Origin of the sequence: Sphingomonas sp. LM7 (assembly GCF_002002925.1) — a bacterium.
Lineage (GTDB): Bacteria > Pseudomonadota > Alphaproteobacteria > Sphingomonadales > Sphingomonadaceae > Sphingomonas.
In genome coordinates this window covers 881535-895524 of sequence record NZ_CP019511.1, presented here as the reverse complement: position 1 = coordinate 895524, position 13990 = coordinate 881535, and the positions used below count along the sequence as shown (strand labels likewise).

At 65.7% G+C, this 13990-nt stretch carries 15 protein-coding genes; 8 read left to right on the top strand and 7 right to left on the bottom strand.

Annotation, left to right across the window (positions count from 1 at the left end):
• The first annotated feature begins 169 nt into the window (after window positions 1-169).
• The 3 genes from BXU08_RS04110 (at window position 170) to BXU08_RS04100 (ending at window position 1370) form a co-directional block, all read left to right on the top strand.
• Entirely contained in the window at window positions 170-406 is a 237-nt protein-coding gene (locus tag BXU08_RS04110) for a type II toxin-antitoxin system Phd/YefM family antitoxin (protein ID WP_077508927.1), read from the top strand.
• Window positions 406-903, top strand: a complete 498-nt coding sequence (locus BXU08_RS04105; RefSeq protein WP_077508926.1) for a type II toxin-antitoxin system VapC family toxin — start codon at window positions 406-408, stop codon at window positions 901-903. Before BXU08_RS04110 ends, BXU08_RS04105 begins: the two co-directional genes overlap by 1 nt.
• 131 nt (window positions 904-1034) lie before the next feature.
• The gene (locus BXU08_RS04100) at window positions 1035-1370 is read left to right on the top strand and encodes a PilZ domain-containing protein (protein WP_077508925.1); all 336 of its coding nucleotides are present in this window, start codon (window positions 1035-1037) and stop codon (window positions 1368-1370) included.
• Between the two features lie 116 nt (window positions 1371-1486).
• Here the strand turns inward: BXU08_RS04100 and ndk are convergent, their stop codons facing one another.
• Both ndk and BXU08_RS04090 read right to left on the bottom strand, forming a co-directional pair.
• Complete coding sequence (ndk, locus tag BXU08_RS04095) at window positions 1487-1909, bottom strand: nucleoside-diphosphate kinase (protein WP_077508924.1); 423 nt, start codon at window positions 1907-1909, stop codon at window positions 1487-1489.
• Between the two features lie 329 nt (window positions 1910-2238).
• Complete coding sequence (locus tag BXU08_RS04090; RefSeq protein WP_077508923.1) at window positions 2239-2679, bottom strand: DNA polymerase III subunit chi; 441 nt, start codon at window positions 2677-2679, stop codon at window positions 2239-2241.
• Window positions 2680-2786: 107 nt separating this feature from the next.
• Here BXU08_RS04090 and BXU08_RS04085 point away from each other — a divergent pair, with 107 nt between their 5' ends.
• From BXU08_RS04085 to rsmA, 4 genes are all read left to right on the top strand, one after another.
• Window positions 2787-5105: an LPS-assembly protein LptD gene (locus BXU08_RS04085; RefSeq protein WP_077508922.1), complete on the top strand. Its 2319-nt coding sequence runs from the start codon at window positions 2787-2789 to the stop codon at window positions 5103-5105.
• A 111-nt stretch (window positions 5106-5216) separates the two neighbouring features.
• Window positions 5217-6563: a peptidylprolyl isomerase gene (locus tag BXU08_RS04080; RefSeq protein ID WP_253190571.1), complete on the top strand. Its 1347-nt coding sequence runs from the start codon at window positions 5217-5219 to the stop codon at window positions 6561-6563.
• A gap of 16 nt (window positions 6564-6579) precedes the next feature.
• Window positions 6580-7584, top strand: a complete 1005-nt coding sequence (pdxA, locus tag BXU08_RS04075) for a 4-hydroxythreonine-4-phosphate dehydrogenase PdxA (RefSeq protein WP_077511988.1) — start codon at window positions 6580-6582, stop codon at window positions 7582-7584.
• Window positions 7581-8396, top strand: a complete 816-nt coding sequence (rsmA, locus tag BXU08_RS04070) for a 16S rRNA (adenine(1518)-N(6)/adenine(1519)-N(6))-dimethyltransferase RsmA (protein WP_077508920.1) — start codon at window positions 7581-7583, stop codon at window positions 8394-8396. The genes pdxA and rsmA overlap by 4 nt, the downstream gene beginning before the upstream one ends.
• On the opposite strand, the gene BXU08_RS04065 is transcribed toward rsmA, so the two are convergent.
• The 5 genes from BXU08_RS04065 to BXU08_RS04045 form a co-directional block, all read right to left on the bottom strand.
• Window positions 8393-8902: a tetratricopeptide repeat protein gene (locus BXU08_RS04065; RefSeq protein ID WP_077511986.1), complete on the bottom strand. Its 510-nt coding sequence runs from the start codon at window positions 8900-8902 to the stop codon at window positions 8393-8395. The genes rsmA and BXU08_RS04065 overlap by 4 nt on opposite strands.
• A gap of 26 nt (window positions 8903-8928) precedes the next feature.
• Window positions 8929-10116: an RsmB/NOP family class I SAM-dependent RNA methyltransferase gene (locus BXU08_RS04060; protein ID WP_077508919.1), complete on the bottom strand. Its 1188-nt coding sequence runs from the start codon at window positions 10114-10116 to the stop codon at window positions 8929-8931.
• A 3-nt stretch (window positions 10117-10119) separates the two neighbouring features.
• Window positions 10120-11577 carry an IMP dehydrogenase gene (gene guaB, locus BXU08_RS04055; protein WP_077508918.1) on the bottom strand — a complete coding sequence of 486 codons (1458 nt, stop codon included), beginning with the start codon at window positions 11575-11577 and terminating at the stop codon, window positions 10120-10122.
• Between the two features lie 88 nt (window positions 11578-11665).
• On the bottom strand, window positions 11666-12052 hold the full coding sequence (locus BXU08_RS04050) for a hypothetical protein (RefSeq protein ID WP_077508917.1): 387 nt from the start codon (window positions 12050-12052) through the stop codon (window positions 11666-11668).
• Window positions 12053-12132: 80 nt separating this feature from the next.
• The gene (locus BXU08_RS04045; protein ID WP_077508916.1) at window positions 12133-12945 is read right to left on the bottom strand and encodes a CoA ester lyase; all 813 of its coding nucleotides are present in this window, start codon (window positions 12943-12945) and stop codon (window positions 12133-12135) included.
• A 51-nt stretch (window positions 12946-12996) separates the two neighbouring features.
• Here BXU08_RS04045 and BXU08_RS04040 point away from each other — a divergent pair, with 51 nt between their 5' ends.
• The gene (locus tag BXU08_RS04040) at window positions 12997-13989 is read left to right on the top strand and encodes an SPFH domain-containing protein (RefSeq protein ID WP_150125406.1); all 993 of its coding nucleotides are present in this window, start codon (window positions 12997-12999) and stop codon (window positions 13987-13989) included.
• The last annotated feature ends 1 nt before the right edge of the window (window position 13990 follow it).

Below are 13990 nucleotides of genomic sequence, written 5' to 3'. Positions count from 1 at the left end.
TGCTGCCTGTCGCGAAGCTGAAACATCGCCGCATCCATCTGGTGTGCAACTCAAAATCATGTGCCTCCCGCATTTTCCCGGGTTCGGCGACGTTTGTGTTGCACCGGGCGCACAGCATAGTAACGTACCTACATGACAACGCGGACATTCTAGCGACGTAGGTACGATAATGAGGGTGATCGGAAGCCGCGAATTCAACCAGGACGTCAGCGCGGCGAAGCGACTCGCGCGGCTTGAGCCCGTGTTCGTTACCGATCGCGGGCGGCCTACGCACGTGCTTATGAGCATCCAGGCCTTTCGCCAGCTGAGCGGTCAGCGCGAAAGCATCGTCGACTTGCTGGCGCTCCCCGCCGCTTCCGACGCCCAGCTCGCCCCCGCTGAGCGCTGGGACGGGAGCAAGGGCTGATGTACCTGCTCGATACCCCGATCGTCTTCGAACTGCGCAAGGCCCGGTCGGGCGATACCGATACGGGCTTCGTCGCCTGGGCGGCGGAGGTGCCGCGCGAACGCCTCTTCCTTTCCGCGATCAGCCTCGTCGAGCTGGAAGCAACGGTTGCGCAGACCGTCCGGCGCGACAAGGCGGCCGGCGCAGCGCTGCGCAGCTGGATCGACGATCAGGTCGTCCCTGCATTCGACGGGCATATCCTCGCGCTCGACGCGGCAGTGGCGCGCCGGCGCGGCCAGCTCGCGCTTGCCGAGACGCGCGATGCGCTGTTCGCCGCTACTGCGCTCGAACATGGCCTGACTTTGGTCACCCGCAACGCCGCAGCGTTCAAGGGCGCGCGGGTGAAGCTGTTTGACCCCTGGGGCTATGAACCTAGCGCGCTCGATGAGGACGGCGATTGGCGCGCCGCCGGCCGCAGCGGCCCGCTCTGGCTGCGCAACCTGTTCGTGCGCGCGTAGCATCATAGTACGATAGCGTACCCAACCGAGTTGAGCGGGACGTACGTTCAAGCAATGCGACGCACGAACTAGAGAATTCGCCGATTTGTTTACCTTGATTGATCTAGCACATACGGACTGGAGGCTGGATCATGCTGACGATAGTCAAGCTCAAGACGAAACAAAGCAACGTTATGCGGGCGTCTTGGGCTGACCGGCGATCGAGCGAGCGCCTCTCCACCTGTCTCAAGGCAGAGTTGCGCGGCCGCGGCACCAGCCGCCGGATAAAGGCCGAAGTCGTCGATGTATCGGTCACCGGCTGCCGGTTGCTTACCTGGGCCTGTCGCCTCGGCGACGAAGTGCTCGTGGCGATCGGCCATCTGTCGCCTGTCCCGGCACAGGTCTGCTGGGTGCATAATGGCGCGATCGGCGTGCGATTTGCCACCAAGCTGCACCCCTCCATCGTGAGCCATCTCGCGAAGCTCTGACGCTTCGCACACGGAAAAGCGGCGCCCCCTCGCCCCTTTCGGCCGTGGCCGCTGGAAGCAAGGGAACGCCGCGCGTCCTTATCGGCCTCGCCGGAGCGAGGCTATCGCCGGCAGATTTAGCCGACGATTTCTTCGGGCTTGAAGAAATAGGCGATTTCGATCGCCGCGTTCTCGTCCGAATCCGAACCGTGCACCGAATTGGCCTCGATCGACTCGGCCAGTTCCTTGCGGATCGTGCCGGCATCGGCGTTGGCGGGATTGGTGGCGCCCATGATGTCGCGGTTGCGCTGCATCGCGTTCTCGCCTTCGAGCACCTGCACGACGACCGGGCCCGAGATCATGAACTCGACGAGCTCGCCGAAGAAGGGGCGCTCCTTGTGGACGGCATAGAAGCCCTCGGCCTGCTCGCGGGTCATCTGGATGCGCTTCGAGGCAACGACGCGAAGGCCGCCATCCTCAAGCATCTTGGTGACCGCACCGGTCAGGTTGCGGCGAGTGGCATCGGGCTTGATGATCGAAAAGGTCCGGGTCGCGGCCATGGCCGTGCGGCTCCTGTATTTGGGTTGTGGAAAAGTCGCGGCTCCCTAGTCCGGCCCTGCGCGCGATGCAAGCCACGGTGCTTGCAATGTAGGATAGCGCGCGCTGAGGTCGCCGGGCCGCCTTCGCTTGGCGCCCGCTCTTTGCAATCGTCGATCTACAGCGTTCCATTGCCAGGACCCGCGTGCATGCAATGTGGAATGCCAGATTCCCCAGGTGTCAATCTCGGCGTCTACTTGTTCCGCTTTCCCTATGGCGAAACCGGGCGGCGTGGAAATTTCCCACCGATCCGCCGCAATCCCTTCCACCTTCGCCTTGGCAGACGTCGACGTCAGGCCGCTTTTTCCCACCGCCCGTTCTCGTTCTGCTTCCAATAGTTGCGCTCGACTCCATCGCGGTCGGCCAGCCCCTTCCACGCCGCCCGCGCCTCGCCGATCCGTTCCTCGTCGAAGAAATGGAAGACCCGATCGAAGCGCAATGCCTCCTCCCGCCAGACCCCGTCGGCAAGCGCGATGTTGCGCGCCCCATTTGCCGCATCGGGTTCGCCTGCGATCAGCACCGGCTGCCGCGCATCGTCCTCGCCACCGGCCTGGCCATGCGGCAGGAACGTCTCCGCCGCATAGCTCCACAGCAACTGGTCGAGCCCGGCGCGCTGCGCTGCCTCTCCGGCCACGATCAACAGTCGCCCGCCGCTGGCGAGTACCTTCTCCGCGATCTGCGGCAGCGCGCGTTCGAGCGGCAGCATTGTGAGATGATAGAAATCGACCTGCATGGCTCCTGTTAGCGGTTCCGTGCGTTCGGGCCAACGCACGTGACGTTGCGATGCCGCAACCGCTGCGATAGGGCGGAGGCCGCCGCGTGCCGGGAGTGAAGTCAAAGGTGGGAATCGTCGTTACGCGCAAGGTCTTGCTGCTGTCGGCCGCGCTTGGTCTGTGCCTTGCCGCTCAGGCGCGCGCGCAGCAGATCGGCGATCCGCCAGAGGCGCCGACTCAGCAGGTTCTGCCGCCGCCCACACCGGTGCCCAGCGCCGATCTGCAGGATCGCGGCACTACGCCGCCGCCGCCCTCGACCGAAGCCACGGCGATCAGCCCCGACGAGGTCCAGTTCAACGCCGACCAGCTCGACTATGACTATGAGAACGACGTCGTCACCGCCGCCGGCGAGGTTCGCCTCTATCGTCGCAGCGATCGGTTGCGCGCCGACAAGATCGTCTGGAACCGCAAGACCGGGCAAGTCGTTGCCGAAGGCAACATCGTCATCGTCAATCCCGAGGGCGACGCCGCTTATGGCGACCGCATCGAGCTCACCGACACGCTGAAGGACGGCGCCGTCGAGAACATGCTCGTCGTGCTCGAAGCCGGCGGCCGGATCGCCGCGCAGCGCGGGGTCCGCGCTGACGGCATCATCACTGTCGAGAACGCCGCCTACACGCCCTGTGCGGTCACCGATACCGACGGTTGCCCGAAAGAGCCGTCATGGAAGATCACCGCACGGCGCGTGGTCTATGATCCAAGCAAGAAGCGCATCCGCTATACCGGCGCGCGAATCTCGGTGTTCGGTTTCGCCTCGATCCCCCTCCCCGCCTTTTCGCATCCGGCGGGGGGGAGTAGTGATGATGGGTTTCTCACTCCTGATGTACGCTACGATCGCACCAACGGATTCCAGATCGCGCTGCCTTATTACTTCAGTTTCGCGCCCAATCGCGACCTGACGATCACGCCGCGCGTATTCACCGACACGCTGCCGATGCTCCAGGGCGAGTATCGCGCGCTCGAAAGCTTCGGCGCCTATCGCGTCACCGCCTACGGCACCTATAGCCGCCGCGCCGACGACCTCACCGTCCCGGTCACCCCGGCCACGTCGAGCAACAATTTCCGCGGCTATCTCGACGCCGTCGGCCGTTTCCAGCTGTCCCCCGAATGGAGCGCCAGCACCTCGCTCCGGCTGGCCACCGACCGCACCTTCCTGCGCCGCTACGACATTTCGCGCGACGATCGGCTGCGCAACAATGTCCGCGTCGAACGGATCGATCCGGACAGCTATTTCTCGATCAATGCCTGGGCAGTGCAGACCCTGCGCGTCGGCGAGCGCCAGGGCCTCCAGCCCTTTGTGCTCCCCGAGCTCGACTATCGGCGGCGGATGGACGACGGCCTGATCGGCGGCCGCTTCGAATTCCAGCTCAACACGCTCGCAATCGGTCGCACCGACGGCCAGGATTCGCAGCGCGCCTTCGCCAGCGCGCGCTGGGATCTGCGCAAGCTGACCAATTGGGGCCAGGAAGTCACCTTCACTGCCTATGGCCGGGCTGACGCCTACAACACCGACGATACGCTCTCGACGCTCGTCCCCAGCTATCGCGGCGACGAAGGCTTCCAGTTCCGCGGCATTGCTGCTGCCGCGATCGACGTGAAATGGCCGCTGGTCGGCGAGTTCCTCGGCGGCACCCAGCGGATCACCCCGCGCGTCCAGATCGTCGCCGCGCCCAAGCTCGAGAACCTCGCCGTCCCCAACGAGGATGCCCGCGCCGTAGATCTCGAGGATTCGAACCTCTTCGCGCTCAATCGCTTCCCCGGCTACGACCGCTTCGAGGATTCGACGCGCTTCACCTGGGGCGTCGATTACTCGCTCAACCTTCCCGGCTTCAGCGTCGACGCCAATGTCGGCCAGAGCTACCGCCTTACTTCGCGCCCGACGATCTTCCCCGACGGCACCGGCCTCTCCAATCGCGTGTCCGACATCGTCGGCCGCACCGTGGTGCGCTTCCGCGACTTCATCGCCTTCACCCACCGCTACCGGCTCGACAAGGACGGCCTCGCCGTCCGCCGCAACGAGATCGACGCGACGGTAGGCTCGCGCAGCACCTATCTTCAGCTCGGCTATCTCCGCCTCAACCGCAACATTTCCGCCACGCTGGAAGATCTCCAGGACCGTGAAGAAGCCCGGGTCGGCGCGCGCGTCCAGATTGCCCGCTTCTGGTCGGTTTATGGCGCAATCCTGGTGGACCTCACCAATCGCGACGAGGACATCCTCTCCCAGGCCGACGGGTTCGATCCTGTGCGGCACCGGCTGGGCTTCGCCTATGAGGACGACTGCCTGCGGCTCGGCCTAACCTGGAAGCGCGATTACGAGACGACCGGCGACGCACGGCGCGGCAACAGCTATCTTTTGTCTCTGGCGTTCAAGAATCTGGGACGCTAGCGTGCCGCCCGGCGGGGCGTAGCTCGAATCCGTCAAGCCTTGGTTCAGGCACAATTGGCGAGTATGCGCCACGATCTCCCGTTATGGATGAGGGTACGGCTCCACGTGAACATGGGTGTTGCAAAGGCGGCTCGCTTCGGCCGCAAGACTATTCTGGCGCTCGCGCTGGGCGGCGTGGCGTCGATCGCGCTCGCTCAGACCGTCCCCGATCAGCAGGTGCCGAGTACCGGCCTCAACCTGCCGGCGAACTTCCAGCTCTTCGGCAAGTCCGATCCCAACATCCGCAAGCCGACGGCGATCGTCAACGACACGGTGATCACCGGCACCGATGTCGATCAGCGCGTCGCGATGGTCGTGGCGATCAGCAAGCTCAACCTCAAGCCTGAGGAGCGCGACCAGCTCAAGCTGCAGATGCTGCGCCAGCTGATCGACGAAGCGCTGCAGATCCAGGAGGCCAAGGCCAACGAGATCACCGTCGATCCCAAGGAGATCGAGCAGAGCTTCGCGCGGGTCTCCAAGAACTTCCAGCGCACGCCGGAGCAGATGCGCGCCTGGCTAAAGGAAGTCGGCGCATCCGAGCGTACGATCCGCCGCCAGATCGAAGCCGATCTCGCCTGGGGCCGCCTGCTCCGCCGCCGCGTGAACATCAACGTGGGCGAGGCCGAAGTGAAGGCGATGATCGATCGCATGAAGGCCGCCAAGGGAAGCGACGAATATCACGTCTACGAAATCTACATGAACGCGACACCCGATCGCGCGCAGGAAGTCCATGCTTCCATGCAGAAGATGATCCAGCAGATGCGCGAAGGCGCGCCGTTCGACTATCTCGCCAAGACCTATTCGGAAGCATCGACCAAGTCGGTCGGCGGCGATCTCGGCTGGGTTCGCCCGTCGATGCTGCCGGACCAGCTTGCCGCCGCCGCGCAGGACATGCAGGCCGGTCAGGTCGCCGGACCGGTCCAGCTGCCGACGGGCTTTTCGATCCTCTACCTCGCCGAGAAGCGCAAGGTGCTGACCGCCGATCCGCGCGATGCCAAGCTGAGCCTTCGCCAGGTCGCCATCAATTTCGTCAAGGGCACCACCGAAGCGCAGGCGAGCGCTCGCGCCGGCGAGTTCGCCACGGCGACGCAGGCGATCAAGGGCTGCGGCGACGTCGCCGCTGTCGCCAAGGCACAGAATGCCGAGATCGTCGATCGCGACGGCATTGCGATCAAGGAACTGCCGCCCGCGCTGCAGAACATGATCATGCCGCTCCAGGTCGGCCAGGTCACCCAGCCGTTCGGCTCGGTCGAGGACGGTGTCCGCGTGCTCGTTCTGTGCGGGCGCGACGAGCCCAAGGAATCCTACGATCCGTCGGTCGAGCAGGTGCAGGAGCGGCTCGAAGAGGAACGCACCAATCTGCGCGCCCAGCGCATGCTGCGCGACCTTCGTCGCGACGCGCTGGTCGAATATCGCTGAGGTGAGCGCCGAGCGGATGCTTCCGCCGCTCGCGATCGCCATGGGCGATTCGGCCGGAATCGGGCCGGAGATCACTGCCAAGGCCTGGGCCGCCCGCGCACTTCAATCGCTCGCGCCGTTTTTTGCGGTGGGCGATCCGCGGGCGATCGAGAAGGTCTGGAACGGCCCGATCGCGCGCATCAGCGATCCCAACCAGGCCGCTGCGGTGTTTGCCGATGCCCTGCCAATCATCTCGGTCGGCGATGTGGGCGACGTCACGCCCGGATCGCCCGATGCCGAGAGCGCCCGATGTGCGCTGCAGTCGCTCGAGCTCGCCTCGGGACTGACTCGTTCGGGTGCTGCGAGCGGGTTGGTCACCGGGCCGGTCTCGAAAGCGCAGCTTTATCGGATCGGTTTCACCCATCCAGGCCAGACCGAATTTGTCGCCGAGCGCTGTGGCGTCTCCGGTGAAAACGCGGTTATGATGCTCGCCGGGCCGACGCTCCGGGTCGTGCCGATCACCGTGCATGTGCCACTGGCCGATGTGCCGCACCTCATCTCGCAGGAGTTGATAGTTGCCAAGGCACGGGTGACCGCACGCGGGCTCCATCGCAATTTTGGCATCGAGAAGCCGCGCCTCGCCTTTGCCGGTCTCAACCCGCATGCCGGGGAGAGCGGTGCGATCGGGCGCGAGGAGATCGACATCCTGATGCCCGCTATCGAACAGCTGCGCGCCGAGGGCATCGACGCCGTCGGGCCCTTTGCCGCGGACACCATGTTTCACGCCCGCGCGCGCGCCGGCTATGACGCCGCACTCTGCCTCTATCATGATCAGGCACTGATCCCGATCAAGACGCTCCATTTCGACGATGGCGTGAACACCACGCTGGGACTGCCGATTGTCCGCACCTCGCCCGACCACGGCACGGCCTTCGGCATCGCCGGGCGCGACGAAGCCAATCCCGGCGCGATGATCGCGGCGATCCGCATGGCCGCGGCCCAAGCCGAGCGCCGCGCCGAGGCGGCCACCGTAAACCCGTGACCGAACTGCCGCCGCTCCGCGAAGTCATCAAGAGACACGGTCTCAGCGCGAGCAAGGCGCTGGGACAGAACTTCCTGTTCGACCACCAGCTTCTCGCGCGCATCGCCAAGGTTCCCGGCAGCATCGAAGGCGCCGAAGTGTTCGAAGTCGGCCCCGGCCCCGGCGGCTTAACCCGCGCATTGCTCGAAGGTGGCGCCGCGGTGACCGCCGTCGAGCGCGACCGCCGCTGCATTCCCGCGCTCGCCGAACTGGGCGATTTTTTCCCTGACAAGCTCAAGGTGATCGAAGGCGATGCGCTCGAAGTTGATGCGCCGTCGCTGTTCGCGGGCAAGCCGCACATCGTTGCCAACCTGCCGTACAATGTCGGCACCGCGCTGTTGATCGGCTGGCTGTCGGCATCGTGGGAGCCGTGGTGGGCCAGCCTTACGCTGATGTTCCAAAAGGAAGTCGCCGAGCGCATCATCGCCCCGGCAGGGTCCGACGCCTATGGTCGGCTGGCGGTGCTCGCCCAATGGCGGTCGACGCCGCGGATCGCCATGACGGTCCATCGCTCGGCGTTCACCCCGCCGCCCAAGGTGATGTCGGCAGTGGTCCATATCGTGCCTGCTGAGGCGCCCGAGGGCGTCCGGCTGCAAGTATTAGAAGGGCTGACCGCCGCGGCATTCGGTCAGCGCCGCAAGATGCTGCGTCAGAGCCTGAAGGGCGTGCCCGGTGCGCTCGAGGCGATGGAACAGCTCGGGATCGAGTCGAGCCGGCGCGCAGAGACGGTCTCGGTCGCCGAATTCGTCGCGCTGGCGCGCGCGCTTAGCTAGGGCTTGGCGGTCACCGGCTGCGCCGGTTCGACCTGCGCCGTTGCCGTCACCGGCGGCCCCTTGGCAATCGAGGCGGCGAGGACAGTGGCATCGTTGCACGCGGTCGTGCCGCAGATCGTCTTGATCTTGGCGAGGTTCTCCTTCGCCTTCGTGGTCGCGCCCTTGGCGACCAGCGCCTCGCCTTGCCCGCGCAATGCCGCAAGGTCGTTGGGTTCCAGCGCCAGCGCCTCGCTATAGAAGCGGATTGCCTTGCCGGGCAGGCCGCGGCCGCGCGCGATCTCGGCGAGGACCACGAAGGCCTCGCGGTTACGCGGATCGACGGCGAGCGCACTCTCCAGTGCGTCCTGCGCGCCATCGAGATTGCCGGCCGCCTTTGCCAGGCGTCCTTCCTGCAGCAGTGCAAGCGACTTGGGATCGATCTGAGCGTCCGGGCGCTGCGCCATCAGCGACGTCGAGACCGAAAGCACCATCAACGCGGCGGCGGCCGAAATCGCGGTAACTCGCATGAAAATCTCCGAAATCCGGGTATTGGCTACCATGGCCGAACCATCTTCGCGACAAAAAAGCCGTCGGTCGAGTCCGCCAGGGGGGTGAGCCTAAGCCCGGCGCCGCGTTGCCGGCCTGCGCCGAGCGCAAGCGTCTTGGCAGTCCAGCCGGGATAGGCGGCGAGAAACGCCTGGACCTGATCCGCACCCTCGTCATCGAGCACCGAGCAGACGACGTAGACCAGCGCACCGCCCGGCCGCACCAGTTCGGCGGCGAGCCCCATGATATGGCGCTGGGTCGCGACCAGCTTGTCGAGCCGATCGCGTGTCAGCCGCCAGCGTGCCTCGGGATTGCGCCGCCAAGTGCCGGTGCCCGAGCAAGGGGCATCGACGAACACCACGTCGCCCCGCGCCACCTGGTCGCCCAGTTGCTCCGCCTCGCGATTGGGATTGAGCAGCCTCGTCTCGGCGATCGTCACCCCTGCCCGTTCGGCGCGCTGGGGCAGGCGCTGGAGCCGGCCGCGATCGATGTCGCAGGCAAGAATGCTGCCGTGGTTCGCCATCAGCGCGGCCAATGCCAGTGTCTTGCCGCCACCGCCGGCGCAGAGATCTACGACATGCTGCCCGCGCTCGACTCCGGCTGCCAGCGTCACGAGCTGACTGCCTGCATCCTGCACTTCGAGCTGTCCGGCATCATAGGCAGGGAGCTGATCGACCTTGGTATCGTGCGGCAGCCGCAACGCATCGGGCGCGAATGCCAGCGGCTCGGCGCCGGCAATCTCCGCTGCAAGCTCATCGCGCGTGGTCTTGAGGCGATTGACGCGAATGTCGAGCGGAGCCCGGCCAAGCAATGCCGCCTGCTCCTCGATGCCGATTTCGGAGGCGCGCAGCCTCTTGATCAGCCAACCCGGGGCATGACCGGACGTAGCGACGGGCTCGCCTGCCTCGATCGCGGCAGGACCGTACGGCGAGCCATCGAAGGTCTCGGCGAGTTCGGGCCGCCCGGCCATCAGCGCCAGCATCGCTGCGCGCCCGCTTTCCGGTCGTTCGCCGCACAGCCGGATCGCATCGTAGATCAATTCGCGAACTGCGCGGCGATCCTTCGATCCTGCGTAGCGGCGCTCGGCGAACCAGCGCGCGATGAGTGTGTCTGCGGCGGCGCCCTGGTCGCGGGCGGCGGCAACGATGCGGTCGAGCAACTCGATCGCCGCCTGGGTGCGGGCAGCGGGCGTCATGATTTACCGTGTGGGATAATTGGGTGCCTCTCGGGTGATCGTCACGTCGTGAACGTGGCTCTCACGCAGGCCTGCGCCTGTGATCCGCACGAACTTCGCCTTTTTCTGGAACTCGGCGATCGTCGGGGCGCCGACATAGCCCATCGCGGCCTTCACGCCGCCGACCAGCTGGTGGACGACGTCGCGGGCACTGCCCTTGAACGGCACCTGACCTTCGATCCCCTCGGGCACCAGCTTGAGCTGGTCCTTGATGTCCTGCTGGAAATAGCGGTCGGCCGACCCGCGCGCCATCGCGCCGACCGAGCCCATGCCGCGGTAGGATTTATAGGCGCGGCCCTGATAGAGGAACGTCTCGCCCGGCGCTTCGGCAGTGCCCGCCAGCAGCGACCCGACCATGCAGGTCGAGGCGCCGGCTGCAAGCGCCTTGGCGAGGTCGCCCGAGGTGCGCAGCCCGCCATCGGCGATCACGGGCACGCCGGACTTCGCGGCTTCGTTCGCCGCGTCCATCACTGCCGTGAGCTGCGGCACACCGACGCCCGCCACGACGCGCGTGGTGCAGATCGAGCCTGGCCCGATACCGACCTTGAGCCCGTCCGCGCCCGCATCGATCAGCGCCTTGGCGGCTTCGGCGGTGGCGATGTTGCCGGCGACCACTTGGACGCGGTTGGAGAGCTTCTTCACGCGCTCGACGGCGCGGCCGACATCCTTGTTGTGACCATGCGCGGTGTCGATGACGATCAGATCGACTTCGGCATCAACCAGCGCCTCGGTGCGCGCAAAACCCTTGTCGCCCACGGTAGTGGCGGCCGCGACGCATAGCCGGCCTGCGCCGTCCTTGGTGGCGTTGGGGAAGTTGACGGCCTTTTCGATATCCTTGACCGTGATCAGCCCGACGCAGCGATAGTCATTGTCGACGACAAGCAGTTTCTCGATCCGGCGCTGGTGGAGCAGGCGGCGCGCCTCCTCCTTGCCGACGCCCGTCGCGACAGTGGCGAGATTATCATGGGTCATCAGCTCGGAGACCGGCTGGTTGGGATTTTCGGCGAAGCGGACGTCGCGGTTGGTGACGATGCCGGCGAGCTTGCCGTTCGCTTCGACCACCGGGATGCCGCTGATCTTGTGGCGCTCCATCAGCGCGCGCGCCTCGCCCAGCGTACCGTTCGGCGCCATCGTGATCGGATTGACTACCATCCCGCTCTCGAAGCGCTTGACCGCGCGGAGTGCCTCGACCTGCTCCTCCACATCGAGATTGCGGTGGAGCACGCCGATCCCGCCCAGCTGCGCCATGACGATCGCCATGTCGGCCTCGGTCACGGTATCCATCGCCGAGGAGATGATCGGGATGTTGAGCGCGAGGCTGCGCGTAACGAAGGTACGGGTGTCCGCCATGCTCGGCAGGACTTCGGACTCGCCCGGATACAGAAGGACGTCGTCGAAGGTGAGGCCGAGGGGGATATCCATGAGGTGCGCCAAAGTCCTGAGTCGGAGGTTGGCGGCCCATGTAACCGCGGTCAGCCCAATGTGCTAGTGCCGCACTGGCCACCCGATTTCACAAATACGCGTAAAGCGTCGCCTTCTCGACTTCGATCTGCGCGCGCATCGACCGGCGCATCGCGAACGACGCCTGGCAATAGCCCTGCCAGTCCTTCGCGATCTCGCGCAGGCTCCACGTGCTGATATGCTCCGAGGATGCCGTCATGGCGGCGGTATTGGTCTCGTGCAGCGCCTCCAGCTGCGCGGTCTCGCCCTCGGGCAAAACCATCTTCAGTTCGAGGCATAGCGCGTCGATCAGCTTGCGCCGCGCGCTGCTGGTCCGGGTCAGCCGGTAGCGCAGGCCGGCCAGTACCGCCTCGTCGGGACCGGGCTGCGCGGTCAGCCGCTCGAGATCGTCCAGCATTTGCAGCAGCTGGGCGTGCAGATCGTGAAGGTCGGACATGGTTCACCGTCGCAAAGGCGGGTTCGCGAGGCCCCATAGCGGCAACTTCGCCCGACGACATTGCAGGAGAATCCCGGAGCTTAGCGGCGATGGCGCTCGATCAGCGCGCGGGCCTGGTCGACATGCATCGCCTCGATCATGCGATCGCCGAAGCGCTCCGCGCCGCCGGTCGCCGCCTCGACCAGCGCGAGGGCATCGGCGAGTTCCTCCGTGCTGGGCCCAAAAGCCTGCGCGGCGATGTCGATCTGATTCGGATGGATCAGCGACTTGCCGTCGAAGCCAAGCGTGCGGCCATGACGGCACTCGGCAGCGAGGCCGTCTGCATCGTCGAGCGCGTTGAAAACGCCGTCGATCGCCCAGACCTGGCTTGCCCGGGCCGCGAGCACGATCATCTGGAGTGACAATGCCAGCCCCTCGCGCCCGCCGCCGGCCGGTATTCCAAGCGTCGCGCGTAAATCATTGGCGCCGGCAAGCAGGCCACAGACCCCGACCACCGCAGCGATATCCGCCGCGGCAAGGATCCCGCGCGGCGTTTCGATCATCGCCAATAGCGGCTTGCCCACCACATCGGCGATCGCCCTGGCGGCTCCAGCGGTCTCGACCTTGGGAACGACGACAAAATCGCAGGCCGAGCCGGCGACGGCGGCGAGATCGGCTTCGTGCTCCCGGGAGCCGCTACCGTTGATCCGAATCGCGCAGAGACGATCCCCGAATCCTTCGTCGGCGGCCGCCACTGCAGCCAGTCTCGCCTCAGCCTTGGCATCGTCACGCACTGCATCTTCGAGGTCGAGGATGACCAGATCGACGGCGAGCCCGCGCGCCTTGGCGATCGCCCGCGGATTGGAGGCAGGCAGAAACAGCGCAGTGCGCGGGGCGAGGCGGGCTGTGGTCATCGCCCGACTCTATGCTAGCAAGGTGGAGGAAATGCGAGGGGGAGTCGGAGTATGGATGTGTTGAACGTATTTCTCATCGTGATGGTGGCCGTGGTGCTCCTCTACCTCTTCTCGAGCGTGAAGATCGTCACCCAGGGCTATCAGTACACGATCGAGTATTTCGGTCGCTTCACCGCCGTCGCATCCCCCGGCCTCAATTTCTACCCCGCCTTCTTCTATCGCGTTGGCCGCAAGGTGAACATGATGGAGCAGGTGATCGACATTCCGGGTCAGGAGATCATCACCAAGGACAATGCGATGATCTCGACCGACGGGGTCGTGTTCTTCCAGGTGCTCGATGCCGCCAAGGCCGCCTATGAAGTGTCGGATCTCTATGTCGCGCTGCTCCAGCTCACCACGACCAATCTGCGCACCGTGATGGGATCGATGGACCTCGACGAGACGCTGTCGAAGCGCGACGAGATCAACGCGCGGCTGCTCAACGTCGTCGATCACGCCACCACCCCATGGGGCGTCAAGATCACCCGCGTCGAGATCAAGGACATCCGCCCGCCCGCCGACATCGTCAACGCGATGGGCCGCCAGATGAAGGCCGAGCGCGAGAAGCGCGCCAACATCCTTGAGGCGGAGGGCATGCGCGCCTCCGAAATCCTGCGCGCCGAGGGCCAGAAGCAATCGCAAATCCTCGAAGCCGAAGGCCGCCGCGAGGCCGCCTTCCGCGACGCGGAGGCGCGCGAACGTTCGGCGGAGGCGGAAGCGACCGCCACCCGCGCAGTCTCCGAAGCGATCGAGAGCGGCAGCACGCAAGCGATCAACTATTTCATCGCGCAAAAATATGTCGAGGCGATTGGCAAGTTCGCGACCTCGCCCAACGCCAAGACCATCCTATTCCCGGTCGAGGCGACCCAGCTGATGGGCACGCTGGGCGGTATTGGCGAGCTGGCACGCGAAGCGATCACGGGCTCGGGCCCCAGGCCGCCGGTTCCGCCCGTGCCTCCTGCCCCGCGCGCGCGACCAAACCCCTTCGGTTCGCAGGAAGGCTGAG

What these genes read in the sequence shown, in the direction of transcription:
- BXU08_RS04110 (WP_077508927.1), top strand. Translation starts at nt 170, where the DNA reads ATGAGGGTGATCGGAAGCCGCGAATTCAACCAGGACGTCAGCGCGGCG.
- BXU08_RS04105 (WP_077508926.1), top strand. Translation starts at nt 406, where the DNA reads ATGTACCTGCTCGATACCCCGATCGTCTTCGAACTGCGCAAGGCCCGG.
- BXU08_RS04100 (WP_077508925.1), top strand. Translation starts at nt 1,035, where the DNA reads ATGCTGACGATAGTCAAGCTCAAGACGAAACAAAGCAACGTTATGCGG.
- ndk (WP_077508924.1), bottom strand. Translation starts at nt 1,909, where the DNA reads ATGGCCGCGACCCGGACCTTTTCGATCATCAAGCCCGATGCCACTCGC.
- BXU08_RS04090 (WP_077508923.1), bottom strand. Translation starts at nt 2,679, where the DNA reads ATGCAGGTCGATTTCTATCATCTCACAATGCTGCCGCTCGAACGCGCG.
- BXU08_RS04080 (WP_253190571.1), top strand. Translation starts at nt 5,217, where the DNA reads ATGGGTGTTGCAAAGGCGGCTCGCTTCGGCCGCAAGACTATTCTGGCG.
- pdxA (WP_077511988.1), top strand. Translation starts at nt 6,580, where the DNA reads ATGCTTCCGCCGCTCGCGATCGCCATGGGCGATTCGGCCGGAATCGGG.
- BXU08_RS04065 (WP_077511986.1), bottom strand. Translation starts at nt 8,902, where the DNA reads ATGCGAGTTACCGCGATTTCGGCCGCCGCCGCGTTGATGGTGCTTTCG.
- BXU08_RS04060 (WP_077508919.1), bottom strand. Translation starts at nt 10,116, where the DNA reads ATGACGCCCGCTGCCCGCACCCAGGCGGCGATCGAGTTGCTCGACCGC.
- guaB (WP_077508918.1), bottom strand. Translation starts at nt 11,577, where the DNA reads ATGGATATCCCCCTCGGCCTCACCTTCGACGACGTCCTTCTGTATCCG.
- BXU08_RS04050 (WP_077508917.1), bottom strand. Translation starts at nt 12,052, where the DNA reads ATGTCCGACCTTCACGATCTGCACGCCCAGCTGCTGCAAATGCTGGAC.
- BXU08_RS04045 (WP_077508916.1), bottom strand. Translation starts at nt 12,945, where the DNA reads ATGACCACAGCCCGCCTCGCCCCGCGCACTGCGCTGTTTCTGCCTGCC.
- BXU08_RS04040 (WP_150125406.1), top strand. Translation starts at nt 12,997, where the DNA reads ATGGATGTGTTGAACGTATTTCTCATCGTGATGGTGGCCGTGGTGCTC.